Origin of the sequence: Bradyrhizobium erythrophlei (genome assembly GCF_042430365.1) — a bacterium.
GTDB lineage: Bacteria > Pseudomonadota > Alphaproteobacteria > Rhizobiales > Xanthobacteraceae > Bradyrhizobium > Bradyrhizobium erythrophlei.
Window position 1 is genome coordinate 34,749 of record NZ_JBHMET010000049.1, and the last position, 26,514, is coordinate 61,262.

At 58.1% G+C, this 26,514-nt stretch carries 22 protein-coding genes and 1 pseudogene; 13 read left to right on the plus strand and 10 right to left on the minus strand.

The features are described 5' to 3' along the window. Positions 1-122: 122 nt before the first annotated feature. A pseudogene (locus ACFFWD_RS07620) lies at positions 123-569 on the minus strand (IS110 family RNA-guided transposase); the annotation flags it as partial. A gap of 376 nt (positions 570-945) precedes the next feature. Here ACFFWD_RS07620 and ACFFWD_RS07625 point away from each other — a divergent pair. The 7 genes from ACFFWD_RS07625 to ACFFWD_RS07655 all read left to right on the plus strand — a co-directional run bounded on the left by ACFFWD_RS07625 (position 946) and on the right by ACFFWD_RS07655 (position 7,807). Then, a complete protein-coding gene (locus ACFFWD_RS07625) occupies positions 946-1,692 on the plus strand; it encodes a hypothetical protein (protein WP_376963094.1) in 747 nt (248 codons plus the stop codon). 201 nt (positions 1,693-1,893) lie between these two features. Next, positions 1,894-2,448, plus strand: a complete 555-nt coding sequence (locus ACFFWD_RS07630; protein ID WP_376963097.1) for a GNAT family N-acetyltransferase — start codon at positions 1,894-1,896, stop codon at positions 2,446-2,448. A gap of 385 nt (positions 2,449-2,833) precedes the next feature. After that, positions 2,834-3,256, plus strand: coding sequence for an adenine nucleotide alpha hydrolase family protein (locus tag ACFFWD_RS07635; protein ID WP_376963100.1), 423 nt, complete (start codon positions 2,834-2,836; stop codon positions 3,254-3,256). 90 nt (positions 3,257-3,346) lie between these two features. Next, positions 3,347-3,727 (plus strand): hypothetical protein, encoded by a 381-nt coding sequence (locus tag ACFFWD_RS07640; protein ID WP_376963103.1) that lies wholly within the window; start codon positions 3,347-3,349, stop codon positions 3,725-3,727. Between the two features lie 86 nt (positions 3,728-3,813). Continuing rightward, the gene (locus ACFFWD_RS07645; protein WP_376963105.1) at positions 3,814-4,539 is read left to right on the plus strand and encodes a LuxR family transcriptional regulator; all 726 of its coding nucleotides are present in this window, start codon (positions 3,814-3,816) and stop codon (positions 4,537-4,539) included. Between the two features lie 531 nt (positions 4,540-5,070). After that, positions 5,071-7,167, plus strand: coding sequence for a prolyl oligopeptidase family serine peptidase (locus ACFFWD_RS07650; RefSeq protein WP_376963107.1), 2,097 nt, complete (start codon positions 5,071-5,073; stop codon positions 7,165-7,167). 445 nt (positions 7,168-7,612) lie between these two features. Continuing rightward, positions 7,613-7,807 (plus strand): hypothetical protein, encoded by a 195-nt coding sequence (locus tag ACFFWD_RS07655; RefSeq protein WP_376963110.1) that lies wholly within the window; start codon positions 7,613-7,615, stop codon positions 7,805-7,807. Positions 7,808-8,177: 370 nt separating this feature from the next. On the opposite strand, the gene ACFFWD_RS07660 is transcribed toward ACFFWD_RS07655, so the two are convergent. From ACFFWD_RS07660 to nodD1, 9 genes are all read right to left on the minus strand, one after another. Further along, positions 8,178-8,933 (minus strand): outer membrane protein, encoded by a 756-nt coding sequence (locus tag ACFFWD_RS07660; protein WP_376963113.1) that lies wholly within the window; start codon positions 8,931-8,933, stop codon positions 8,178-8,180. 518 nt (positions 8,934-9,451) lie between these two features. Further along, positions 9,452-9,922 (minus strand): NolY, encoded by a 471-nt coding sequence (locus tag ACFFWD_RS07665; RefSeq protein WP_376963116.1) that lies wholly within the window; start codon positions 9,920-9,922, stop codon positions 9,452-9,454. A gap of 1,187 nt (positions 9,923-11,109) precedes the next feature. After that, positions 11,110-12,138 (minus strand): LLM class flavin-dependent oxidoreductase, encoded by a 1,029-nt coding sequence (locus tag ACFFWD_RS07670; protein ID WP_376963118.1) that lies wholly within the window; start codon positions 12,136-12,138, stop codon positions 11,110-11,112. A 281-nt stretch (positions 12,139-12,419) separates the two neighbouring features. Continuing rightward, positions 12,420-13,523: a histidinol-phosphate transaminase gene (gene hisC / locus ACFFWD_RS07675; protein ID WP_376963121.1), complete on the minus strand. Its 1,104-nt coding sequence runs from the start codon at positions 13,521-13,523 to the stop codon at positions 12,420-12,422. 486 nt (positions 13,524-14,009) lie between these two features. Beyond that, complete coding sequence (locus ACFFWD_RS07680) at positions 14,010-15,116, minus strand: branched-chain amino acid ABC transporter substrate-binding protein (protein WP_376963124.1); 1,107 nt, start codon at positions 15,114-15,116, stop codon at positions 14,010-14,012. Between the two features lie 361 nt (positions 15,117-15,477). Further along, positions 15,478-16,182: a MerR family transcriptional regulator gene (locus ACFFWD_RS07685; RefSeq protein WP_376963127.1), complete on the minus strand. Its 705-nt coding sequence runs from the start codon at positions 16,180-16,182 to the stop codon at positions 15,478-15,480. A 115-nt stretch (positions 16,183-16,297) separates the two neighbouring features. Continuing rightward, a complete protein-coding gene (locus ACFFWD_RS07690; protein WP_376963129.1) occupies positions 16,298-16,507 on the minus strand; it encodes a hypothetical protein in 210 nt (69 codons plus the stop codon). A 526-nt stretch (positions 16,508-17,033) separates the two neighbouring features. Further along, entirely contained in the window at positions 17,034-18,044 is a 1,011-nt protein-coding gene (locus ACFFWD_RS07695; protein WP_376963131.1) for a LysR family transcriptional regulator, read from the minus strand. A gap of 717 nt (positions 18,045-18,761) precedes the next feature. Next, positions 18,762-19,706, minus strand: a complete 945-nt coding sequence (gene nodD1 / locus ACFFWD_RS07700) for a transcriptional regulator NodD1 (protein ID WP_376963134.1) — start codon at positions 19,704-19,706, stop codon at positions 18,762-18,764. 850 nt (positions 19,707-20,556) lie between these two features. Between nodD1 and ACFFWD_RS07705 the strand changes: the two genes are divergently transcribed. The 6 genes from ACFFWD_RS07705 to nodI are packed head-to-tail and all read left to right on the plus strand — an operon-like array spanning position 20,557 to position 26,513. Then, positions 20,557-21,189, plus strand: a complete 633-nt coding sequence (locus ACFFWD_RS07705; RefSeq protein ID WP_376963136.1) for a NodA family N-acyltransferase — start codon at positions 20,557-20,559, stop codon at positions 21,187-21,189. A gap of 14 nt (positions 21,190-21,203) precedes the next feature. Further along, positions 21,204-21,836: a chitooligosaccharide deacetylase NodB gene (gene nodB, locus ACFFWD_RS07710; RefSeq protein WP_376963308.1), complete on the plus strand. Its 633-nt coding sequence runs from the start codon at positions 21,204-21,206 to the stop codon at positions 21,834-21,836. Between the two features lie 15 nt (positions 21,837-21,851). After that, a complete protein-coding gene (gene nodC / locus ACFFWD_RS07715; protein WP_376963139.1) occupies positions 21,852-23,210 on the plus strand; it encodes a chitooligosaccharide synthase NodC in 1,359 nt (452 codons plus the stop codon). A gap of 19 nt (positions 23,211-23,229) precedes the next feature. After that, positions 23,230-23,868, plus strand: coding sequence for a nodulation methyltransferase NodS (gene nodS / locus ACFFWD_RS07720; RefSeq protein ID WP_376963142.1), 639 nt, complete (start codon positions 23,230-23,232; stop codon positions 23,866-23,868). A 13-nt stretch (positions 23,869-23,881) separates the two neighbouring features. Beyond that, the gene (gene nodU, locus ACFFWD_RS07725) at positions 23,882-25,591 is read left to right on the plus strand and encodes a nodulation protein NodU (protein WP_376963145.1); all 1,710 of its coding nucleotides are present in this window, start codon (positions 23,882-23,884) and stop codon (positions 25,589-25,591) included. Positions 25,592-25,598: 7 nt separating this feature from the next. Further along, positions 25,599-26,513, plus strand: coding sequence for a nodulation factor ABC transporter ATP-binding protein NodI (gene nodI, locus ACFFWD_RS07730; RefSeq protein ID WP_376963148.1), 915 nt, complete (start codon positions 25,599-25,601; stop codon positions 26,511-26,513). Position 26,514: the final 1 nt, after the last annotated feature.

The window sequence follows — 26,514 nt, forward strand, 5'->3', positions numbered from 1 at the left end:
CATCAACGGGTCGCGCTTGTTGCGCTTAAAGCTCTTCGGGCTTGCTCGAACCCCAGCTCCGCCGGTGTCCATCATGCTGTCATTTGCCCTCACACCATAAGGTGGCCAGGATACGCGGAAAGTCAGGCCGCGAGCTTTGGCCGATAGAATTCCCCGGTCGTCATCATCGCCCGGACGATCCGGGCCAACTTGTTGGCAACGGCGATGGCGACGACCATGGGCCGACGCCGTTCAAGCAGGGCTTCGATCCAGCCGCCTCCAACCCGGGAGCGTGCCTTTGGGTACCGAACGACGTTACGTGCTCCGATGACAAGCAAGTGCCTGAGATAGGAATCGCCCTGTTTCGTAATGCGGCCGAGCCGATCCTTCCCGCCGGTAGAATTCTGCTTAGGCGTCAGGCCAAGCCAGGCCGCGAACTCCCGCCCGGAGCGGAACATGGTCGCGTCCGGCACGGTCGCGGCAAGAGCCGTGGCCGTTATGGGACCGATGCCGGGAATCGAGGACAGCAACTTCGCCATCGGATTTACTCGCTGGATCTGAGCCAGCTCGCGCTCGATGGCCTCGACCTGCATCCGTCCGAGTCCGCCATCACCTGCTACCCGCGCCGGGACCTGGCGCTGCGCTATGCTGCTCCGCGCCAGGTCCCGTCGCTACCACCGCCCAAACGGGCAGACCCAACTGCCAGAGCGAACTCAGGACTGGATGAAACTTGGGGGCAAGGTCACGGTGATCGAGTTAACTGAGATCAGTGACGGCCCGCGATGGGCGTGTCGTGATGTCAGGACTACGTTTCAGGGAGAAGGGATGCGGCCTGGAATTGCATCCCACCAAAACGAGGAGGCGACAGCATGCTCTGTGTGTAGCAAAGATGCCTTGCGAGCGCCCGGAAGAAGAAAAAATGCGTCTGCCAGACGGATTGCGCCGCTCGTAATTCGGAGTAGTCGGATGATCACGCCGGTTCGACGGAGCTGGAGTTCCAAAGAATTGTTCAACACTCTGACGCCGGTGATGTTCACCGCCGAACCATCGGTTGTGCGCGCACGTTGGGACAAATTGTGGCCAGAGTTGTACACGGAGTATGACGCAAGGCATTTGCAGAAGGAGTTGTCGATCCGTAATTCGATCGCAACCCGCGAAGCTGAAGCGTTCTTTAATGCCTGGGCTGCGGACGAAGAGCGTCACACCGATGGCTTCATCCGCATCATGGAGCTCGTCGCCGGCGGATCCGAAAAGGATCTTCGGGAGAGATTGGACGCTCGATCGCATGACTTCAGTGCAATCAATGAATACCTGGAAGACGAATTCTCTCTGATCGTTATGATCGCTTTCGATGAAATGTGTACTTGCCGCGCCTATGCTAAGGATAAGGAGTTTTATGCCGGACTTGGGAGCAGTCGATTCGTTCATTGGCTGAGGGAAGTGATTGCCGACGAGGCGGTTCACTCGATGAACGCGGTTAACGTGATTCGCGCCCGCTACTGCGACCGCATTCCGGGGGTTGGCCAAATTCTCGACAGCCTAATCAGCAGCATCGCCGATGATCCGGATTATGCCGGCACCTTCGTTCTGGATTACTTCGGCGGAATGTACACGAAGGAGATGCTCACCAAATGCCGGGCCACGATCGTGAGAAATGTTGCCAAGCCGCTCACGGCCGCAGAGCGAGACGGACGGAACCGCCGGCCAAATTGACCTCAAGGTCGACGCCCTCGCTGCGGGGGCGTCCCGGCGCCGCGCGTCTCCAGCCCTTCGGCCCGTACATGACTGGCTACCGCGTAGCAAAGGGGCGCGAAAGGGACGCGGTCGCCTCGCGCGTAAATGGGTTGAGACGTTGCACTGTGTCAGCCTCCTACATCACCGAGTTCGTTAGACCGCAGCGGATTGTTCACCACGATGGCGACGCGCTTTGATCGACCGGTTTCTGCTTCTTCCCGATCGGGAAGCGAAGAGCGGATCATGGCGTGGGTCGCCTATCTTGAGATGACCGCCCCATCGAAGATGAGGAGGATTTCACCGCCTGAGCTGCCTCTTTCGATCACCAGAGAGCGACTCGCGGTGAAAGAGTATCTGCAGCTGTTCCGCCTGGTCGGAGACCGTGTTCAATGGGATATCCGCACGAAACGGCCCGAGGCTGAGGTGGCGCAGCTCATCGACGGGCTGATCATCCTGGTGTTGCGCGTCGGCGGCATTGCCCGCGGTCTATGTGAGTCCCGCCAACAGTCCGACCGCGAACTGGAGCTGCTGTTTTTCGGGATCGATGCCAAACTGGAGGGGCAAGGGCTTGGGCGTTACTTTCTGTCGGAATGTCTCAAAACTTCATGGGCTAGCTGGCCAGGCCGAATCTGGCTTCGCACAGACGAGTTCGACAGTCCGAAGGCGCTGCCCTTGTACTTGTCCGCTGGCTTCTCGTTATTCGACAAACGATATGAGGACATCACGGATGACTGAGCGGAGCTTGCGGCCGCGCTTGCATGCTGGACGTAGATCGCGCGATCCATGAGAAAAGCCAAATCCAAGCGATCCATCACGAGCGACTAAGCCAAATGGCGCTGTCGTATTTCCTCCCGATGTCGCGAATGCATCAATGGACGTAACGCGCGGGATCGATCGTAATCCTCTCAAGTCCTTGTCTCGAAACCTGATTTTCTCCATCGCCATAACTGGTACGAGCCTTGCTGTTCGCATCCCAGGTCCTCTCCCTTGGAGATGCGCATGCAAAATGTCCTCTGCATCGAGCAGGTCTCCCGAGTTTGCGCGTTTCTGGGCCCCCTCCTGAGCAACATCATCAGGCGCCAGGAGGGCCGACCATTATCGACTGTTACGATTCGTTCGTGTGGGCGCTGCCCGACTGAAGCCTCAGGGCGCCGCGCGCTCCTTGTGCAAGGCGCGCGATCTCCGCGACGATCGTGTCGGGCTGCTCATCAAGCGGGTCCTCGCCGGCGTCAACACGATGACGACGAGCTACGGACTGGCGATGCCGATCTGTAGGATAGGGAAGGAATATGGCCCGCGGGATTTCATTTTCACCGATAAGAAGAGCATCGACAGCGACACCGCACACGTGGAGCGCGGCATCGCCAAACGGCTTAGCGTGCTGCACCTCACCTCGGTTGCCAAGATCAGCGCCCAGGATCTCGTACTCAGCATCGAGGCGGAGCCAAGCTTCATTGGTGCCGAAGCCCGAATCCGCAAAATCCAACTTCGCCTATACCGCCGCCGTCGTTACCACCGGCACTCTTTCCGAACCGCCGGCTGAATCTTCAGAACGCGCGCCGGGTTGCGTCACGACCAGGACCCGGAAATGGCTGCCGAGCCAGCTGTTGCAGGAAGATGGGAGTGCCGCCGAATGACAAATCTGGCACGCCAGCAAAACCACAAGTTCAAGTTAAAGGCCTATGTCGATGCCGCCAGTCGCGGCATGGTGGAGGGCAGGAGTCAAAGCGCAGACCCGGTCGTTGCCAGTAATACAGACGAGAATGCGGCGATCTTCAATTTGGCAAACATCAGCACGGTCGCCTGTCGCATCATCGGTGAGCGGGACAGGCGACATCGAATAGACATCCGCGCGGCTAATGCGGCGTGCTGTTTGAGCTTGGATGAAGGGGCGCTGCCGCACTTTCGGCGCGCCCGTGGTGCGGCACTTGGCGCGGAGGGGAACGAATACGGGCATAGCGTCTGGGGGCGAGTGTTCAGACTTCACGAAGAGCGAAGCCCACAGTTCGGGTAACGGAATGGAACTTGTCTCCGCTTGAAACCAGCTCAATCGAACGGCGCAATACCGGCCTTTTGGGCCGGCCCCCTGAGGCGCCCAAAATGGATCTTTTCAGCTTCACCGAATGCGCCAATCGAACGCAATCTCTCAGAGCGCTGTTCGAGCTTCTTGTGGGCTGTGCGAACGAGGAAGGCTTCAGTGAAGTCGCTTACGGAGCACTCAATTTCGTGGAGCCGCTTCGCCTGCCGGAGTATCCACCGCCAACGGTGGCCGTAAAGTGGCCGTCCGATTGGTGCGATCGGTATTTTAAGCGCAGATACCATACAATCGACCCGGTGGTCCGGCGAACACCAATGCTTTCGCGGCCATTTCTATGGGATCAACTCGCCGACCAATATAAACTAGAGCCCGACGAGAGGCGCGTACTGGACGAGGCCAGAGAGGCGGGTCTGAAGCATGGCATGAGTGTGCCATTGTTTGGGCCCCTGGGTCGACTGTCTGTGGTATCCTTTGCATCTCGGTTCGATGATGCCGATCCTCAGCACTGCATAAGTCATCTCAATGCATTGGCCTGGCACTTTCACACAGCGTGTGTGGAAATCGCGCGCCCCTCGGAAAATAGCGGCAACAGGAAAGTCACACTATCGGAGCGGGAATTAGGCTGCATGCGGTGGGTGGCAGAGGGGAAATCGTCTTGGGAAATCGGGAAGATACTGCAAATCAGCGAGAATACGGTGAACTTTCATCTCAAGAACGCGATGCGAAAGCTGGGTGCGACCAGCCGGATACAAGCCATCGTCATCGCGATCCGCCTCAATCTTATCTGAAATCCCCGCTGGCGAGGAACTCGCGTTCATGTCGACACCGTTCACCGCCTGGCCCATCTATCAGCGATAGCCGATCTGTTCACCGACTGTACCGCCGCTCACCCATGGGAGCTCGAGGGCATCATGCCTGCGACATTCATTTGCCCTGTTTCCAATCCAGCCGCCTTTGGCGCCGACATCAAAGCCGCTCCAGTCGTGGATTCCGGCCGCAATTGCCGACGGTGGTGGCGAGGGCTGCGAAGCGAGATTCGCGTCGACTACGGGTGCCGGGACGCGAAAGACCACAATGCTCGCAGTTACAAACCACAAGTTCTCATTTCGAGCCTTATTATTTGGATGGCTCTAGCTGCGCGTGTCCTAACGACGTCAACGCCAACCGCTGTAACTGTGGCGCAACATTCACTTCGAAGGAATTATCTTGAAGCTCGCGCTGCGTCAGGTTGTAGAATGACAGAGTCTTAACCAAACTGACGAATGCGAAGCTTGATGTCGTCTTGGGAGTGCGCATCAATGCCAGGGATGGATTGAAACGTGGTCAAAGCAGGCGCGACGACAAAGTCGCGGGTTGGAAAACCCGCGCTCTCGGCTCCAGACGATGATCCCTATCTATGGTTGGAACAGATCGAAGGTGCGCGAGCCCTGAAATTTGTCGAGCGGCAGAATGGCAGGACACTGCAGGTGTTTGACGGAGCGGCATTCGAGCGGGATCGCGACGCGTTGACCTCGATTTACGATCGACCGGACAATATTCCCTATGTAAGCCGGCGCGGCGGCTATCTCTACAATCTGTGGAAGGACGCCAACAACCCACGCGGTCTCTGGCGACGAACCACTCTGGAAGAATTTCGCACGCCAAAGCCGTCATGGGAAGTTCTGGTCGACATCGATCAACTCGGTGTCAGCGAGGGCGAAGACTGGCTTCTGAGCGCGACGGCCTCACTACCCGGGGATCATGGGCGGACCATTTTGAGCCTATCGCGCGGCGGCAGCGATGCCGTCACCTTGCGTGAGTTCGATACCGACGCGAAGGCGTTTGTCCGCGATGGCTTCGTCTTGCCAGAAGCCAAGGGCGCCGTGGAATGGCTCGATCCCGATACGCTGGTCCTGTCGAGTTCTCATGGGCAAGGCATGGCGACGACCTCCGGCTATGCGCGGACGGTGAGGTTGTGGCGGCGCGGCACGCCTGCGGATCAAGCGCCGGCGATCTTTGAGATCGCCGCCGATCATGTCGGAGCTCGCTGCAATGTCGACCACACTATCGTCCCCCGACGGATGTGGTTCGTCGATCAGTTGGACGCCTTCAATTTGGCCACCTGGTTCGGCGATGAATCCGGTGCCACGACGAAGATCAATCTGCCAAGCCACATCTGGATACAACCCCATCGCGACTGGCTTGCCATGAAGCTGCGCGAATCCTGGTCTGCGGCGGGGCAGACCTATGCCGCGGATACGGTGCTCGTCATCTCGTTGGTGGCCTTCCTTGCGGGCCACCATCAGTTCGAGGTTCTCTTCGAACCAAGCCCGCGCCGTGGGCTGCAAGGGTTCTTTTGGAGCGCCGGCAAGCTTGTGCTTTCCATTCTCGACGAACTGCGGCCGGTCTTCGAGATCTGCACGCCATCCGACAATGGGTGGTGCCGTGCGCAACTGCCCGGACTTCCCGACATCGGGGTCGTCGACGTCTGGCCCGTTGATCGCGACCCATCCGAAAGCAATGGCGACCTACTCGTCAAGAGCCAGGATCCGCTGACGCCAGCCTCGCTCATGCTGATCGAGAATGACGTCGGCAGCCCTACCATTCTCAAGCACGCGCCGAAGACCTTTACCGCGGATGGGTTCGTGGTCACCCAACACGAGGCGATCTCGATCGATGGCGAGCGTACTCCCTATGTACAAACTGGTCCAGCCGACGAGACAGGCGATGCGCCGGTCCATATGAGCGGCTATGGCGGCTTCGGGATCTCGGTAAGGCCCTACTACGATTCAGCGCTTGGCAAGCTTTGGCTGGAGCGCGGCGGCACCACGGTGCAGGCAAATTTACGCGGCGGCGGCGAGTTCGGAACGCGCTGGCACGATGCCGGCCGGCTCGCCGGTAAGAAATTGTCGCACGACGACTTCGCGGCCATTGCCGCGGATCTCGTGCGTCGCGGCGTGACGGAGCCCAAGCGGATCGCGGCCCAGGGCGGCTCAAACGGCGGCATCCTCATCACCAATATGCTGACCCGCTATCCGGAACGTTTCGGTGCGTTGTTCTGCACGATCCCACTGATCGACATGCGTCGCTACACCAAGCTTCTGGCAGGACCAAGCTGGATTGCGGAATTTGGCGACCCCGATAAGCGCGACGACTGGGAGTGGCTCAAGACCTATTCCGCGTATCATGCCGCCACGCGCGGTCAAAAATATCCGCCGATCCTGATCGCAACCACGCGGCGGGATGATCGTGTTCATCCTGGACACGCGCGCAAGATGGCCGCGAAGCTCCAGGCGATGGGCTACGAGGCCTATTTCTACGAACCGGCGGCGGGCGGCCATGCCTACGGCCGGGACAATAAGGAGCGTGCCGGCTTCGAGGTGCTGGGCTTTCGATTCCTGAAGAGCAAGATCGGCTGGCTCGACGGCGAAGCTTAGTTGGACCAACCCTAGTTTGGATGACATTTTCAGCGATGTCAGCCGGAGAGGGCGGGGAGCTTGCGCAACTTGTTCGACGTCGGCCAGGTCGCGCACCCTGCATTCGAGGCTGTAGGCGCGCAAGAACCGGTGTTTTTGCGCATGGTGACAATCTGCGAACCGGGAAAGACGCTGCCATGTCGCGGACGAGCAGAGGTGTCTCGGCAATAAAAACGCGGCTTTACGCCGGTACTGATCGTCGATGGTTGAGGCATTGCGAGCCCCGCGAGAGCCTCGAGCTGGAACGTGTCGACGCCGCCTGCGCCCGTGCCCGTTTTGCTCAATGCCGCCCGGCGCTAACCTCCCCGCTGGATGAGTCCTATGAGTGTGCGCAACTGGAAGCGCTGCCGGGTCCACCTCGATTATCATATCGAGCTCACATGACTACAGCGTTCCTCACAACCTCGTGCATCAAGAGGTCGAGGCTCAGATCACCGCGCGAACGGTCGAGATTTCCTGCGCGGTAAGTGTGCGAGCTTGGCATATGGTCAGGCATCGTCGATGCGGTAGGGTGCTTCGCAGATGTGAGGCAACGCGGCAAGGGAGCCAATCCAGGTTTGCATCAAGGCTCACTGATCAAGCGTACCTCACAACCAAGTGAGAGAAAGAAGTGAACGGCGAGCCTTGTCTTTTGAGAAATCGTCGCGCTCTCTTGACCAACCATTCAGTTCAAAAAAGACGGGCTGCCCGGAGAACAGGTCTTTGTGCAGCTTCGAGACGGCGCTTCGGAAAAGTGGCGGGCACGTAGGTGAGCGCTGCGCGGGGAGAGGTCTGATCGGCATGGAAGTGTGGGTGCGGTACTCCACGTCCCCGCCATAACGGTCGGCATGCGGGGCGGTACGGGGCGGTTCGACGGGGGAGGTCAGCTGGCCAGTTTGAAGGCTCCTACCTCCAGGTGCGATGTCCATGCGGGCGCACACAAAAAAGCCCCGGGCCGCGGCCCGGAGCTTTCGATGCCGCTTGGCGGGCGATCAGTACTTACCGATGAGCGGGCCGCCGAACTTGTAGTTCAGGCGGACGGTGACGAGATCGACGTCCTGACCGATGCGATCGGTGGCAACGAGACCGGTGGCCGGCGAGGTGAAGTTGACGGTGCGATTCTGCATGAACAGGTGGTCGTATTCGACGCCAAGCGACCAGCTCGGAGTGAAAGCGTATTCGAGCCCGAGGCCGACCGTGCCGCCCCAAACCGTGTCGTCGCTCGCGGTGGCGAACAGCGGACCGGCGCTCGCGTTGATGCTGTTCTTGTTCGAGGTCACAGCCGCACCGCCCTTCAGATAGAACAATGCATTGTTGGCAGCGTAGCCGACCTGGCCCGTGAACAGGCCGAACGCATCGATCTTCGAGGTGTTGACGGACCCGGGGAACAGCGCGCTCGTGTTGCTGCCCGTCAGGTCAGCCCAGTTGCCCTGCGCTTCGAGACCAAACACCCAGATGCCAACCTGCCCGCGATAGCCGATTTGGCCACCGACCGTGCCGCCAGTCGCATCATGACTGCCTTCCGGTCCAACCTGGAACGGCGCAACTGAATCCCAGCTGCTGCGGCTCGAACCCCAACCGCCGTTGATGCCAATATAGTAACCGCTCCAGTCATGGATCGGGGCAGAGGCCGGCAGCGGCGGCGGTGCTTTGGTGTAGACGGGCGCCGGAGCTAGATCCGTAGCAAATGCGGGCACCGCCGCGTTGAGCGCGACAATGCTTGCAGTCAGAAGCAGCAAATTTTTCATTCGAGTGTCGTTCCTTTCATTTTCCCCCAGCGCTGTGCGTCTTACCAAGATCATCGGGAATTGCTGTAACTTCAACACAACATTCCTTCGGGACAAATGGCTCTAATCGCACGGTGCGTTAGGTTGTGGGTATGGAAACATGGCCATACAGAACGGCGGATGGATGAGTGCCGAGTGACCAAAGAAAGCGAAAATCAAGCCGTAGCGAAGTTGCAATCGTCCCTCAATTCGATAGTCGCTGGGGGAAGCAGCTGCAATGTAGATGATCAGGAGGAGATGAACGTGCCTTGCAGAGAAGCAGAATGAGCTCCGTTCGAATAGGGCAGCTGCGCCTCTGGCTTTGGGCCGAGCGAACGCTTACCCGTAAATCGACCTGCGCAGTTGCACCTTACTTCACGTGAGCAAAGACAACGGCGCTGCGCACCGAAGGGAACTGCCGGCGCCCCGACGGCGTGCGACCTCGCCTGGCAAGCTGCGAGACTGTATTTGAGCAAATGCCAGGCGGGTAGCCGAATTATCTATGCAGAACACGAGCACGTGTTGGCGGTCTGTCTGATCAATTGACAGAGGCATAGAGTGTCATCGACTGCATCGAAGGCTAATCGCCCCTCAGTTACCACCGCACCTGCCAGAATAAGCTTTGCGATCGTGGTCCGATTGGCTGAGGTTTGCATAGCTGCTGGCAGGGCCGCGACTGTCTGTTCAAAAAGTCGTCCTAAGACCCGAAGGTCTTCTGGATAGAAAACGCCACCGTGTCTCCCTAGTACCTGCTCGGTTCTCCTGTCGCCAAGTTCGCCGCCGATCCCCGTCTCGTCTGACCGGTCGCGCTCCAGTTCAGCTGTTCCCAGTGCGGTTGCCTGCGTATTAAGCAGCTGAATCGCTTCCAACGCGGTCTTGTCTTGGCAGATTAGTCCTGCAACATCTTCGACCTTCTGGTCGATGCTATGCCCAAGGTGCTGCACTTCAGAATTACAACGATCGAAGTCCACAGTGTTTCTCCAGATTAATTAAAAAGCAGTGATCGGGATCGGATGACGACATATTCCTTCACTCTCGTTGGGCAAGCTCGTAACCATGCGCAAAGGTCGCTTGCTGCTGCTCCATTCTAAACCTCCATAGGCTGTCTTGCGAACTGAGGCGAAGGGTCGTGGTTGGTGTATCGAGAGAGAACCGGAGCAGTGGCGACGGCTGCAAGAGCGGCGGGCCGAAGTGCCGGGCGACATGTCGCGTGAGATAGCGAGAGCGGCTGAACAGCGAGCACAACGCAGGCAAAGTGCTCTGGAATGTGCGTCCTGCTGAACGAGGACGTTGCTGCAGATGCGGCGCAAGCCGATCAGCAGCGAAGTGCGTGACCAGGTCGGACTCGGTTATCATGTCCGTTGTGCACAGAAAATCCAGATGAGTGGTGTAGCGCGGAAGTTTGCTTGCTTCGCTGCAGGCGGCAGCCGAATCTGGGGTACTCGTGTAAGTATCGTGGACATGTCCTGCAGCGTCGCCGCTTTCGGCATGCATCACATAGCTCCGCACTGTCTCCTTACCATTCCAGAATGAATAAGGGGCGCGCATGAGCCGCAGCCAAAGGGAGAGCATGTGAGTCAATCTGATTTGCTACGCCGTTTGGGAGGTTATCGCCATCGACTGGTCAATTGATTGGTGTGCCGCTTGCGGCTCCACGCTGTTATGAAAGACAGAGAATTCGTTGTCATGGGAGTGTCCCGAATGCTGCTTCCAAGAACCCGCGATTGAATATGAGTATTCAGGTAGAATTGGTAAAATCGATTGTTTTGATGGGAGACATCCAGCTCGTCGATAGGCCACGGCGCGATGCACGCAGGTCTCCGGGCGCATGATCAACACGTTGAATAGCGAACGAAGCCCAGCACATACCGAATGGATCCGATTCGTCCATGACACCGCTCCCGATCCTGGTCGCCATCGAGGACGTCGATTAAACGATCGGGTTCATTGTGCTCAGGATCGCTCCGTTCCGAACGAGCTCCGCGTCACGAGAGCGTTGAGGCGGCCGCGGCCGCTTGCCAACGCCTCCTGACGACTCAACAGAAATGGCCCGTGGGATTCTGCTGAGTAAAGTGCGCGCGACCCTTGGCAAGCCACCGACTTCACGATGAAGGTGCGCTGCCACGTGAGTTGATCTCACAAGGTCGGCAATGCAGATTCAGCACTGCCGAGCCATGATTTCGGATTGGATCGTGGTTGCGGTGTACACGGAAACGTCTAGTGGCAGAGTCCCAAATGCAAGCTGACAAAGCAGGTAGTTGGCACCCGCCTCGTCCATCTGTTTAAGAAGAAGTTGTCGTACGGAAGCCGGCGTGCCGACCACGCACAATTCACTCTCGAGTGCCGCATCGAAAGTCAACGGCAGGTTAGGTGGTGTCGGAATGGCATTGAGCTCGTAAAGGAATTTGAAGCTCTCGAGCCATCGTTGGTAGGCAGTTGCCGCTAGCGAATAGGCCTCTTGTTGGGACTGCGCAATCACGACCATGCGGAGCAATCCAAGAAATGGCTCTCGATGGTCCGCGTTGGTGCTGTGCGCGCGATGAGCACGGAAGGCATCGGTCATTTTTCGAACAGCAGAGGAGGGGCCTACGCACGCGAGATTCGCACCATTTGCAGCCGCCCAGCGGGCCGACTCGGGGCGATTGCTGGCGATCCATGTCGGTGGATTTGGGCGCTGATGAGGTCTCAGCGTCAACGGGACGCCGCTGAGCTCAAAATGCTGTCCCTGATAGGATAAGACGTGGCCTTTCATCGCGTTGGTAAGGATTTCGCTGGCTTCCTCATAACGGCCCGGCGCCACGTCGGCATTAATGCCGAAGTAGCCCAATTCTATCGGCAGCGAGCCTCGTCCGATCCCGAGCTCGAGCCGGCCGCCGCTCAAATGGTCCAACATACAGATCTCTTCGAATGCGCGCAGTGGATGATAGAGGTTAAGCAGCATGACCAGAGGGCCGACGCGAAGTCGCCGTGTGCGTTGTGCGACGCTTGACAAGAACAGATTCGGCGACGGACCTCTCCCGTGTGGCGTGCAGTGGTGCTCTGCCAAATGATAGGCATAGAAGCCAAGAGAATCGCACGCCTCCGCTAATTTGAGGCGATCTGCGTATAGTCGCGTAACGTCGCGGCCGTCATCGTCCAGGTGGTCGAAGATGCCGCATGTCAGTTTTGAAGGGATGCCATTGTTCACTCGATCGTCTCCGATTGTAGGACGCAGGAGGCCTGCTTGCTTCAAGCTGTCGAGCGGTCAAAGTCGTCAAGGTCTATTATGCGACCGCTCGAGATTCTTCTGGTGGATACTGTTCGGCGATGTGTCGCGATGCGACGGTTGCGAAGATGATCCCCTCACCACTGTCGCCACGAGCTAGGGTTGGGTCGTTGTCGCTGTCCGTAACTCAGGCGCGGACAAATGCGCTTCATCCTGCTCTCATTTCAGTCTCGCGGTGCCACAGCCTACGAAAGGTCCGTCTCTTAGCAATGGCGTGTCTCTAAGCGCGTAGAAATGTCGCTGGCAGCTACGAGAAATGCATCCATTTGGCTTTTCGTACCGATGCTGACGCGGATGCAGTTTTCAAGACCCCGATCGGGAAAGAAGGCGACGAGTATCTTCCTCTTCTCCAATGCTGCTTGCCACCATCTGCCATCCTGCCCCTCCGGCACACGGGCTAGCACGAAGTTTGCATGCGAAGGTGTTACGGAGAATCCGAGCTGGGACAGTTCAGCTGTAACTCTTTGCCTTTCATGCCTGATATGCCGATGGTTATCTTCGTAAGCGGCGCGATGAGCAAGGATGCTGATGCCAACGGCTTGACCGATTACATTCATATTGAAGACGTTCTGGATGTTACGAAGCCTGCCAATCAGCTCGGGATGACCGAAACCAAAGCCGACACGAATACCGGCGGCAGCATAGCTCTTCGAGAACGTGCGTAGGACCAGAAGATTTGAGTAGCGATTAAGGAGACGTAGTCCGTTGTCGGGTGCAAAGTCGACATAGGCCTCGTCCAAGACGATTAGGCGATCCGATTGTGCCACGAGACGTTCGATGTCGGCGACCGGAACGAAGAGCCCGGTCGGATTGTTCGGATTAGCCACCAGAATGAACTTGGTGTCCGCTGCGGGACTGGAAAGCAGTTGCTCGATCGGCAAGGAGTGACGGTCGGTAAGTGCGACCTCTACAAAGTCGGCGGCTTGCAACATGGCAAGCTTGCGGTTGAAAGAAAAGCCTGGCGACACCATTGCAACGCGATCACCAGGGGCAAGGAAGGCTCTGTAGATCAGTCCGAGCAGTTCAGATGATCCATTGCCGGCGATCACATGGTCCGTTGTAACCCCGTACGCGCTGGCGGCTGCGTCTCTCAAGCTGATATTGTCATTCTCTGGGTAAAGATACTGCCGCTCAAGGGCATTGAGCGCGCCTTGCATGACAATGGCGGGTAACGCGAATGGATTCTCATTCGTGTCAAGTTTCACGTAAGGGGTGTCCGGAGCAGTCCGACCGGATGGTAGAACATCCAGTTGGCGCGCCACCGGAGAGAGACAAGAAAGAACGCGCTGCAGTCTTTCGTCTGACATTTGGTGTTCTCCCTATGAGCAGCCGAGAGCCGTCGTAATGATCACGATGCGAGCCTGGTGCTGGCTCGTGAGAGGCTGTTGCAGCTTGAGCGTTGTTACCTGGGCAGGAATGTCGGAAGACGGAAGCGCTCGGCGACGGGAAGTCGAAGCTGGATCCCCCTAGACGAGGAACAAAGACCTCTTGCAACCAAAGTCTGAGGAATCAGGCCGGCTCGTCGTCGAGCAGATCATATTTCCTTCCGCAATAGAGGGTCTTGGCACCAGCTTGGTATGGGGGGCAGCCGCCTGCCGTCATCGATGGCCTCGCCTTCCGGTATATCAGCGTTAGGCAGCTCCGCGAGCGCCGCGGCGAGCACGATAAACGCAGCGAGAACCGCGAGCACGAGAATGGACGCGAGTATCGCAACACCTATATCGATAGGGCGTCTCATCATTTGGACTACTTTGCTGGATCTGCTGGGCGCTTTGCGACGACGACATTCAGTTCTACTCGGCGGCTTCGACAATATTGTCGTGCCAGCGATAGACGACGAAACCAGGAGCCGCGTTGTCTCCATTCGCATCGAAGCGGACCGTGCCAATCACGGTGTCAATCGGCTGCGAACGAAGTGCGCCAGCCACCCGCACAGCGTTGAAGGAGCCGGCACGCTTGGCCGCCTCCGCCCATGCCTGGACAGCCGCATAGGCGTAAAGCGTGTAACCTTCGACGGACATGTTGGAAGCCTTGAGTCCGGCCACTGCGTTGACCGCGTTGGCGTTCTTGGTCGGGTCCGGCATGAAGGTGAATAGGGTACCATCTCCGGCTCCGCTCGCGATGGTCCAGAACTCAGAAGTCATCAATGTATCGTTGGCCATAACGGTGAGGCCGGCTCCGGCTTCTGCAGCCTGGCGGACAATCAGCCCGATCTCCGTGTGGTAGCCGCCGATATAGGCGACCTGGATTCCGCTCTTCTTCAGTCTTGAGACCAGCGCCGTGTAGTCCTTTTCGCCGGCTACATAGCTTTGCCGCATAACATCTACGCCGGAGTCCTGGAGGCGTGCCTCGACGACATCGGCAACGCCCTTGCCGGCCGTGCTCTTGTCGTCAAGGACGGCAACTGTTCTGTTCGGATAATGTCGCAGAATGTACTCGGCTGCCACCACCCCTTGTTGGTCATCGCGGCCGCAAATCCGAAAGACGGTGTTAAGACCACGCTCCGTCAGCTGAGGATTCGTTGAGCCAGGCGAAATCTGAATAACTCCCCCCTCGGCGTAAACGTCGGAAGCTGGAATCGACGAAGAGGAACAAAAGTGGCCTACGACCAAACGGACCCGATCGATTGTTAGCCTATTTGCAACTGCGACGGCCTGCTTGGGGTCGCATGCGTCATCGGCGACACTCAATATGACCCTGGTATTGGGAAATAGGCCCGACGCATTCAGCCTATCGACGGCCGCAGCCGCTCCATCCCGCATCTGCGTGCCGAACGCTGCGCTGCTTCCGCTCATTGGTCCAGCTACCGCAATATTGACGTCGGCGGCCGGCGCAGTGGAAGCAGAAGCGCAGCACAGAAGAGCCGCGCCTGCCACGGAGCTGATAAGCCAATTCGACATTGTGGAGCTCCCGATGTTCATTTGAGCGTGCAGACAGCCTTGCGGCTCCGACGGGCCGTAGGTCCATCCGATCTCCTCTGGAGAGCCAGAGTTGTCCTCGATCGTGTTGCCAGAGACGTGGCCACCTACGTGAGACCGTACAATGTGACGCTACGTGCGTTTCAAGCCCCCTTGACGTGGCCGCTCGATGAATATGTCGAGGTTCGCAGATCACGGAAGCCACTCCGGGATGAGCAGCGCGGTCGATTCATCAATCCATTGGCGCAAAACCAGCAACGACGAGGGGGGCTGACGCAGCTATCTCGTCCCTGGAAGCCGAACCGCAGTTATGCACGCATCGTTCGGAACCGCGTCAGTGCGGCTAATCTTCCAATGCGGCAAGCGCGAGATCAAGATATTGCATTAGGTTGGGATCCCAGCCGGCCAAACTGCGTGGGGCGCTAAATCGTGCAAGAACTTTCAAAAACGTCGAACCAGTCGAATCAACTCCTGCGATTTCGCTGATCAGAGAGCGCGCCTCAAGCGCCACTGCCGTCGTCCGCTCGCTGTACGGGTGCTCGCCACGATCCATACAATCGCGCAATTCATCTCGGATCCGCCGCCACCGTTCCTCTCGCTCCGCGGCGAGTTTGCATGTGCATCGGTGAGATTGAGCACGTTTCTCAACCCTCGACATGGCATTTAAGGTGGCAGGTAGCTCGTCTACACTCACGCGTAGGTCACTGTCGGTCGTCATGTTGCGTAGACGATCCCGCAATAGGGTCGTGCGAGCGACTTGAAGTTCAATTTGCTCCAAATGCTTGCGCAACAAATCCGTAAGCGAAGTACGACCCTCCATCGCTCGACCGATCTCCTGAAGGGAGAAGCCAAGCTCACGGAGCGCCCGAATTTGATGCACTCGTTGAACGCTTTCGCGGTCGTACATCCGGTGACCGCCGTCCGTGCGCTCCGACGCAGCAAGTAACCCAGTGTGCTCATAGTGATGCAGAGTGCGTACCGTTACTCCGGTCGCCTCTGCAAGTTCGCCAATGCGCCATCGACGCCTTCGTGGTGTAGCTTTTGTCATGTTTCAGTTTCAAAGCCTACAACCTGACGTCACGTAAGATTCAAGCTATTTCAATTCTAGCTGAACCAGCTCAATTTCGGCGCAAGCAAGGTGGCTATCCCAGAATGCCGCTTGATCAAGCGGCAGAGGAAATCGCGTCCATCAACTTCAGCAGGAACGCCAACTCGCTCCCGCCTGCGGCTGCACGTTGCAGCACAAGCTGGGCGATTGCCGTTCGATTCTCAGGAGTCTGCATAGATGCCGGTAACGCTGTGACTGCTTTATCAAAAATCTGTCCCAAGACCGAAAGATCCTCTGGATCGAAGACACCATTGGATGGCTGCAACGTTCAGCTCCCTGTTTGTCATTGCGCGTGGCCGGCGCACGTGGCCAAGCCGTTTGGCTGCGGTGGGGCGAAAAGGAGACGGACCGGAGGCATGCAGCGACGATGACGCGGTACGCGCATCGAGTGATGCCGCTAGGCAACACAGTCGTTCGTTGCCTGTCTCGAAACGTGAAAACGATCGGGTCAAGTGTCCTCCGCACAATGTGCCAGCAGAGCGTGTGCGAGTCGGCGAGGTCGAGCCAAGAGGGTCGCACAAATGTCTCTGCCGTCGAATACTGGGATCTATGACCCGAGCGGATCCAACTGCCGGATTGGGGCTGTTGCTCGCGCGGCGTGCTCGATAGCAATTTGCAACGGACAGCACAATAGTGTCAGGACAGTCCCCGAAGCCTGTAGATCATCGCGCGTCTCGGACCCAGGATGTTTCGAATCGATGGATCCCTTGCGCGGATGCGGCAATTGAAATGTGCCTCCGATTGCGGGCGCACCTCGAGAATTGGCAGTTAAGATGAATGCGAGTTGGCTCTCACGGGGTATCCGGGTGGATATCTGGATTGGTGCGTAAGGTGGCTGATGGCAGGTGCTGAGTGAACTTCGAGCGCCTGGATGTTCGCGTGGCGTCACGCCGAGGAACCATGCGGGACGCCTCCTGCAATAGTATCTCTCGCATCCATATACTTGCCGGATCACTGTTGTGAAAGGCCGGCCATTGGACGGCTTCGGTGAATGCGGGAAACGACAACGGAAGGTCAACGACCCGCAGCGGTGCCGTTTTCTCGAAATGTTTGACCAACCTTGAAGGCATCACCCCTATACGGTCGGTGCCTAATAGCATCGGTGGGATCATACTGAAGCTCTGCACGACAATGTCGACACGTCGCTTCAGGCCCTGCTTAAGCAAAAAGTGGTCCTCGATCGAGGGTTTACGCGTAAGGTCGCACCTGACAGCGACCTGCCTGATCGACATATATCTCTCGAGTGTAAGCCGCCGTGATAGTTGCTTGTTTGTGCGGCAGCCGACGCACACGAGCCGCTCCTCGAAGAGTGGCGCCTTAGGATGCGCGCTTGACATGAATGAGTCCGGCAAGATCAGGAAGTCGATTTCACCGCGCCGGAGAAGCTCATCGTGGTCATCGGCGAGGGGCAGCAATTCAAAGCTGACGGTGGGAGCGTCCCGTGCGACACGATCCACGATCCGCCGAAAAAACACCAGGGTGATGCAATCGGAAAGGCTGATCCGGAAGCGGCGATGCGAGTCGGCTGGATTGAACGCGTCCCGCGAAATAATGGAGAGCTGGATGTGCAGCAGCGCCTCGCGAACAGGAGCGGCCAAGCCTTCCGCACGCGGTGTTGGGACAAGTGTCCGACCCCTCATCGCAAAGAGCTCATCGCCGAAATAAGCGCGCAGCCGGGCAACGGCAGCGCTCATGGCCGGCTGGCTTAGGTTGATTCTGCGTGCCGCCGCGGAGAGATTGCGCTCGGTCATCAGCGAATCGAGTGCGACGAGAAGATTTAGATCCAGGCCCTTGAAGCGCATATTTATTCCATGGAAGGCATTTGCGTTAGATACATTGAACAACAATGGCGGCGTCGATGACGGACTCAGTCTCCCACTCGAATCGTGTCCTTCCGACTTGGTGCCATCGCGAGAGGGGCGGTTCGCCTGCTTGATCGCGGCAAGCGAATAACCGGAGCGTCGAACTCACATACCGTGAAACGACCGTTGTCGCGCTGCGGCAATCGCTCGCAGCCCTACGTCGATCACTGTGAGGATCACTACCAGTGCGGACCTGGCGCTTATGCCAATAGCGCCGCAAGCGCGCCAACGCGCTATCAATGTCCGTGTGGCGTCGCGCAGGTCACGGCTTGTAGCCTACAACCTGACGCAGCGTGAGATTCAAGCGGATTGTATCTCGGCGAGTGATCTCTGCTTGCAAGCGGATACGCGGTGCCAAATGCAAGCGCGCCACACTCGTGGAAGATCATTCCCACTCACAAGTTTGGGGCTAGCCCAGGGGTCATTGGCAGGTGCCGGCCTCGACGACCCGCTAGAGACCGCTAACCGCAGCGCGGGAGGGGCAAGATCCGATCGCCATCGACCTGGCGCACTCAAGTACGTCAATTCGGATTGGATGATCCTATTTGCGTCGCAAGGCAGCCCGTCTGAGACGTTCTTCCTAAAAAGAGCGGGCCGAGGGTTAAGGATGTCTGTCTGCAGCGACGCCAGGAGCAATTTTGAAACGTCGTGAATGACCTAGCAGCGCCTGCGACTTTGAGGCGTCTCACGCGAAGAAACCATGCTAGACGCTTCCTGCAACAATATCCGTCGCATCCAAATGCTTGCCGGATCAGTATTGTGAGAAGCAGGCCATTGGATGGCTTCGGTAAACGAGGGAAGTGGGAGTGGTGGTTCGACGATCCGCAAGGGCATCAGTTTCTCGAAATGCTTAGCAAGTCTTAAAGGCATCGTCCCAATACGGACCGTGTCCAATACGACGGGGGGGATCAGGCTAAAGCCTTGCACCGCGACCTCGATTCGTCTCTTGAGGCCATGCTCAAGCAAGAACCATTCTTCGATATTAGGCCTTGGTGATCGTCCGAACTTGGCCGCGACGTGTCCCATCGAATTGTATCTGTCGACAGTAAGCTGCCGTGAGAGCTGCTTGTTTGTGCGACAGCCTACGCACACGAGCATCTCCTCGAACAGCGTCGCCTTAGGATGCACGCTCGACATGAAGAGCTCCGGCATTACAAGGAAATCGACTTCGCCGCGCCGGAGAAGCTCATCGGGCTCATCCGAAAACGGTAGCAATTCGAATCGGACGGCGGGAGCCTCCCGCGCGATACGATCTATGATCCTTCGAAAGAAAACGATCGTCATGAAATCGGAGAGGATGACCCTGAAGCGCCGGCTCGATTGAGCCGGGTCGAACGCATCGCGCGAAATAATAGAGAGTTGGATGTGCAGCAGAGCCTCTCGAATTGGAGCCGTAAGTCCTTCCGCGCGTGGTGTTGGGACAAGTTCCCGGCCTTTCATCGTAAATAGTGCGTCGTGGAAATAGCTACGCAGCCGGGCAACGGCGGCGCTCATGGCCGGCTGACTTAAATTGATCTTGCGTGCCGCCGCAGTGAGGTTGCGCTCGGTCATCAGAGCATCGAGCGCGACGAGAAGATTTAGATCAAGACCTTTGAACCGCATGTTGTGAGTCTATCCATCGTGTGGATGTGTTCTATCAAAACAATCGATTTTACCAAATTGGGCGGAATGTTGGATAGCAAACATCAGTTGGAGAAAGTGAATCAGGCATACCAAGATGGCTGTCGGTCTTTGCGCAGGATCCGAGAGGAAGACCAAGGTGTGCACGAGGCATCAGCCGATGCGCATTGGGATTACGGGTCTCAACACTCGATGCGAGCTGTATCGATCCGGCTCAGCGCGACGAGCGCCCCACAGGGCTTATCGGCGCCCGCTCTCAATAAACTTTCGTATGGTTTTTCCATTCCTTTCCATACTGGCGATTTACCCGCGTACAGTTGAGACAGCGCTCGACCTCACCCTAGTGTCGCGAATGAAACAGCGGACGCCGATTGCGCGTGCCAACGTCTCCGACTTGCCAAACGCGTCGCGTGTCCGTCGCGGGCAAAGCGTGTTGAAAATGCAGGAGAAGGCAAGGGTGCTTTGATGCCAGTGGTCCACGCGCTTGACGTAATTGCCTACGTCGATAGCCGCTCGTCAGACTGCGCAGCGCTGACGTACATCCTCGGCGGTTCAGAACATTTCCAATGTGTAGGCGGGTTTTCGAGATCCAAACGGCTTCGCGGCATGTCCCGGCCCAATTGTGCTCACGCGGTTGCGCGGGGCGACGGCCTCAAGCTGTACGATCGCACATCTTGGGATCCCGTCTCAGCCGGCGGGCTCACTAGCCATGTTAGCGACGGGTGCCAAGCGCGCCTCCCGCGCGCCGGCGTGCCCTGGCGCCTGACCAGCAATTCAGGAGCGCTTACGTGACCAAGTCCGCTCTCAAACCGATAGCGCAGGCGAGCTTCGCATGAATATTGCCGTATCCGGATCCACGGAAGGTCTCTCCATGCGCTCTCAGGTGCAGTGGAAGCTGCGCTGGGAAAACGAACTGCAGGTCACCGACCATGTCGAACTCTGTGAGTTTTTTCGAAAGAGTTACGGCCCGACTGGCGAGTTCAATGCGCTGCCATTCGAAGGCGGTCGAAGTTGGGCCGGTGCGAGGCCCGAGGTCCGTGTTATCGGTTACGACGATCGCGGCGTTGCCGCTCATATCGGCGTACTACGCCGCTTCATCAAAGTCGGCGAGGTCGATCTGCTGGTTGCCGAACTGGGACTGTACGCGGTGCGACCGGATCTTGAGGGACTTGGAATCAGCCATTCAATGCGCGTTATGTATCCTGCACTGAAGGAGTTTGGCGTGCCGTTCGGATTTGGTACGGTTCGGCCGGCGCTTCAGAAACATATCACAAGATTGCTTGGCCGGCAGGGGCTGGCGACTCTGATGTCCGGCGTTCGGGTACGCTCCACCCATCCGGATGTGTATCTCAACTTGGCGCCTACCCGCATCGACGACGCGCTCCTTGTCATCCTGCCGATTGCACGATCGATAAGCGAGTGGCCGGCCGGTGCCATCATCGATCGGAACGGGCCAGAGCTGTGAAGCACCTCGACTGTATGTCCGCAGTGCGTAGCGAGTATGGTGACGCCTACGGAAGTCGAAACGTCTATTTGACGTTTGACGACGGCCCAAATCCGCGCTGGACGCCGGATGTCCTCGATGTGCTGGCGGAACACCGGATACCGGCGACGTTCTTTGTGATCGGCGCGTACGCGGAGGACCAGCCGCAATTGATCCGACGAATGATCGCAGAAGGGCACGAGGTTGCAAACCACACGCTGACCCATCCAGATCTGTCCAGATGCGAGCCCGCCGAGGTGCAACATGAAATACTCGCGGCGAGCAGGGTCATAAGCATGGCGTGCCCGCAGGCTTCGCTGCGTCACCTACGTGCACCTTATGGCATATGGACCGAAGAGGTGCTCGCCACGTCTGCAAGGGCTGGGCTTGCTCCGACCCACTGGTCGGTAGACCCGCGAGACTGGTCCCGCCCGGGGGCCAATGCGATTGTGAATGCAGTGCTGGCCTCTGTCCGACCGGGTGCAATTGTGCTCTTGCACGACGGATGTCCTCCTGGCGAGTCGGTGCATGCTGGTCTGCGCGATCAGACGCTCACGGCGCTTTCGCATCTGATTCCCGCGCTGCATGAGCGCGGGTTTGCAATCAGTTCGCTTCCTCAACTTCACTGAAAAAATTGGCACCCCATGGACTTGCTCGCCACAACCAGCACCGTCGCCGTCTCCTGTTATGCGATGCTCTCGACTGTCTACAAGAGCGTGCAAGCACTCTATGCTCTTCCGACGGACGGTTCGTCGCTGTCGCACGAGCTGGCCCACACCGACGCAGGTCCGCCCAGCGTTGACATCATTGTTCCCTGCTTCAACGAGGACCCGAAAACACTGTCGGCCTGTCTAGAGTCCATTGCACGCCAGGACTATGCCGGACAATTGCGCGTCTATGTGATCGATGACGGTTCTGCAAACCGCGATGTTGTAGGACCTGTGCACAGCGCCTACGCTGACGACCCGAGGTTCAGCTTTATCCTGCTGCGCCAGAATGTTGGCAAGCGGAAAGCGCAGATAGCCGCGATACGCCGCTCATCTGGAGAGTTGGTGCTCAATGTCGATTCCGACACGACAATCGCCGCCGACGTGGTCACGAAACTTGCACTGAAGATGCAGAACCCGGAGATCGGCGCGGCCATGGGGCAGCTGGCAGCTAGCAACCGAAGCGACACCTGGCTGACCAGGTTGATCGATATGGAGTACTGGTTGGCTTGCAACGAAGAGCGTGCGGCACAGGCGCGGTTCGGCGCGGTTATGTGCTGCTGTGGCCCATGTGCCATGTATCGCCGCTCGGCGCTCGTTCTGCTGCTAGATCAGTACGAAACACAGCTTTTTCGGGGAAAGCCGAGCGACTTCGGAGAGGATCGCCATCTTACGATCCTCATGCTGAAGGCCGGGTTTCGAACCGAGTACGTCCCGGACGCTATTGCCGCAACGGTCGTTCCGGACAGGCTAGGGCCGTATCTGCGTCAACAACTCCGGTGGGCGCGGAGCACTTTCCGCGACACGTTGCTAGCGCTGCGCCTGCTGCCTGGCCTCGATCGCTATCTGACGCTAGACGTGATCGGACAGAATCTCGGCCCCTTACTTCTCGCACTGTCATCACTGACTGCGCTCGCGCAGGTCGCAGTCACAGCGACGGTGCCGTGGTGGACAGGACTGACGATCACATCAATGACCTTGATTCGGTGCGGCGTGGCGGCCTTTCGTGCTCGCCAGATCCGATTTATCGGGTTTTCCCTGCACACACCCATCAACATCTTTCTTTTGCTGCCTGTGAAAGCTTATGCGCTCTGTACATTAAGCAATAGCGATTGGCTGTCGCGCAAGATCGCCAACTCACCAACTGGAGTTGAAGAACAGGTCGTCGTCCAGAACCCAAACGCTCGGCCAAAAGCTGCAGGAGGTTCGGAAATTGGTGGGGAAGTTCGTCCGACTGATTGTTCTCGCGGGTCGTTGAGTGTTGCGGGGACGGACAACGCTTGCGGTCGCGAGTGATCAGACAAATCGCAAATACATGGATTGGCTCGTGGCAGAAGACAAGACGTATCAATTGTTAGAGCGTGCGTTGGCGGTCGACGATCCCTGGCGTCTCGACGGCAATCCATTCGAGCACGAGCGTCACGCACAAATGCTTCGGATGTCGCTTTCCAAAGGGAGTGTTACGAATGCCCTTGAAGTCGGATGTGCGGCCGGCGCATTCACGGAAAGGCTGGCACCCCACTGCCAACGCCTCAGCGTGGTCGACGTCATGCCGCGAGCAATTGACCGAGCGCGCCAACGAACGAAGAGGTGGTCGCACATAAAGTGGATAACTGCCGACGTTCAACAGTTTTCCACCGCGGAGTTGTTCGATCTGATCGTCGTGGCGGAGGTTCTTTACTACCTCGAAGACATAACCAAGATGCGCGCGGCCATCCGGAACCTGGTGAGCATGCTGGCGCCAAATGGGCTTCTGGTTTTCGGGTCCGCGCGTGATGACACATGCCGACGCTGGGGGCACGCTGCTGGTGCCGAGACAGTCATTTCCATCTTCAATGAAACGTTGATCGAGGTCGAGCGCCTGCATTGCCAGGCTGATCCGGTTAACGAAGACTGCTTGCTCGTCCTGGTCCGGAAGCCGGTGCAGTCCGCGCAATCGAATTGCCATCATTAGGCAAGGCGGAAGTATGCGCATCTGCGGTATTAAACTAACGCATAACGGGGCGATCGCTGTTGTCGATGATGGGCGGCTTGTCTTTTGCACCGAGCAGGAGAAGCTGGGCAATAATCCGCACTATCAAGCCATTGATAATCTCGATGCAATTGTCGCCGCCTTGGGGGATTATGGTCTGGATCCGCGGGATATTGGCCAGTTTGTCATCGATGGCTGGAACGGGGAGGTCGAGTCGGAATTCCAGGTCCTCAGCGGGGCGGTACCTATCACACTCAAGGGGGCCCCATATGTTGAACTCCGTGCCGAGGGCCTCCTCGATTGTGTCGACGGCTTTGGCCTGATTCTCGGCAGCAAGGCGTTCTCCTATCGAAGCTATCCGCACGTCACGGGCCATGTCGCCTCAGCATACTGCACCAGCCCCTTTGCAAAGGCCGGGCGACCCGCGTTCTGCCTTGTATGGGAGGGCTCCATCCTTCCACGTCTTTACTATGTGGAACGCAAAGGCGCGCGGCTCATTCAGTGTCTGTTTCCCATCATAGGTCATGCCTATGCTGCTGCGGGCCATCATTTCGGACCGTACAGGCAGGCGAACCGAGGCAATTGGGATCTAGGCGTTGCCGGCAAGCTGATGGCTTACATCGCTCTCGGGTCTGTCGATGAAGGCATCGTGGCAGTGTTCCAGGAGCTCTATGAAACGCGCTTTGCGGCCGACACGGAGCGGGCTCGTCGTTACCGCGCGGACATCAACAACGCCGGGTCCTCACTTGAGGCGATGCGCGATTTCTTCGATGCGAGCGCGCTGCGATTAAACGGGAAGCGACCCGAAGATGTACTCGCATCGTTCCATGAGTTTCTCGAACGTCTGCTCGTTCAAGAAATCGCGTTCGTTTTGTTGCGGTACTCGTCGCTTCCGGGCGCGCGCAATCTCTGTATAGCGGGTGAGTGCGGCCTCAATATCAAATGGAACAGCGCACTACGTGCTACCGGCTTGTTCGATGATGTCTGGGTGCCGCCCTTTCCGAACGACAGCGGCTCGGCGATCGGAGCCGCTTGCTGTGCGATGGCGGCGCAGAACGGATTCGTCCCGCTGGAATGGTCAGTCTATAGTGGACCGGCCCTGCGAGCCGGTGAGATCCCGCCAGAATGGGAGGCCGCGCCGTGCAGCATGCACGAGCTTGCCGCAATTCTCGCCAGCAACAAGCCCGTGATATTCCTTGCCGGGCGTGCCGAGCTCGGACCACGGGCCTTGGGTGGCAGAAGCATTCTCGCAGCCGCGACGTCGCCAGGAATGAAGGATCATCTCAACGACATCAAACGTCGCGAACACTTTCGACCAGTGGCGCCGATTTGCCTGGAAGATCGGGCGCCTGATATTTTTACCCCTGGAACGACAGACCCTTACATGCTTTTCGATCACCAGACACGGGCGGAATGGCGGGACAAAATCCCCGCTGTTGTACATCTGGACGGATCTGCGCGACTGCAGACGATTTCGAGAAACTCTCAACACAAGATCGCGGAGCTACTTGTCGAGTATGAGCGACTCACGGGCATTCCGCTGCTTTGTCATACAAGTGCCAACCGCCACGGATGTGGATTCTTCCCGGATGCCGCAGCCGCCTGCCAATGGGGACGTGTTGAACATGTATGGTGCGACGGCGTGCTCTGGACCAAGACGGTCGTGAGGGAGCCATCGTCGACCGAGCGACTTGTTTCAGCCTAAGACGAAGATGTCCACCATAGCAGTCGACCTTGCCCGCGTAAAAAAGTCGTTTGGCGACAGAATCGTTGTCAACGAGCTGTCGTTCACCATTGCGCGCGGAGAGTGCTTCGGCCTGCTGGGGCCAAACGGCGCCGGCAAGAGCACGATCGCACGTATGGTCCTTGGCATGATGTCACCCGATGCGGGAACGATTACGGTACTCGATGAGCCGGTGCCGGCACGCGCTCGTGTGGCACGTGTGCGCATCGGCGTTGTCCCGCAGTTCGACAATCTTGACCACGAGTTTACGGTACGAGAGAACCTGCTGGTATTCGGTCGGTACTTCGGCATGAGCGCGCGCAATGTCGAGGCGATCGCGCCGTCGCTGCTCGAGTTTGCCCGCCTGGAGAACAAGGCGGACGCTCGCGTCGCCGAGCTGTCCGGTGGCATGAAGCGCCGGCTGACGCTGGCCCGTGCGCTCATCAACGATCCACATCTGCTTGTCATGGACGAGCCGACCACCGGGCTCGATCCGCACGCGCGCCATTTGATCTGGGAACGCCTGCGATTGCTGCTGGCGCGCGGCAAGACGATTCTTTTGACCACCCACTTCATGGAAGAGGCCGAGCGGTTATGCGACCGGCTCTGCGTGCTTGAGAATGGGCTCAAGCTCGCCGAAGGCAAGCCTCACGCGTTGATTGATGAGCACATCGGTTGCCACGTAACCGAGATCTATGGCGGTAATCCACATGAGCTGGCTGAGCTGGTCAGGCCTTATGCGCGGCGCATCGAAGTGAGCGGCGAGACGCTCTTTTGCTACGGCCCGGATCCCGAGCAGGTACGCATGCAACTGCGCGGGCGCGCGGATCTTCGCCTTCTGCAGCGTCCCCCGAATCTCGAGGATGTCTTTTTGCGGTTGACCGGGCGCGAGATGGAGAAATGAA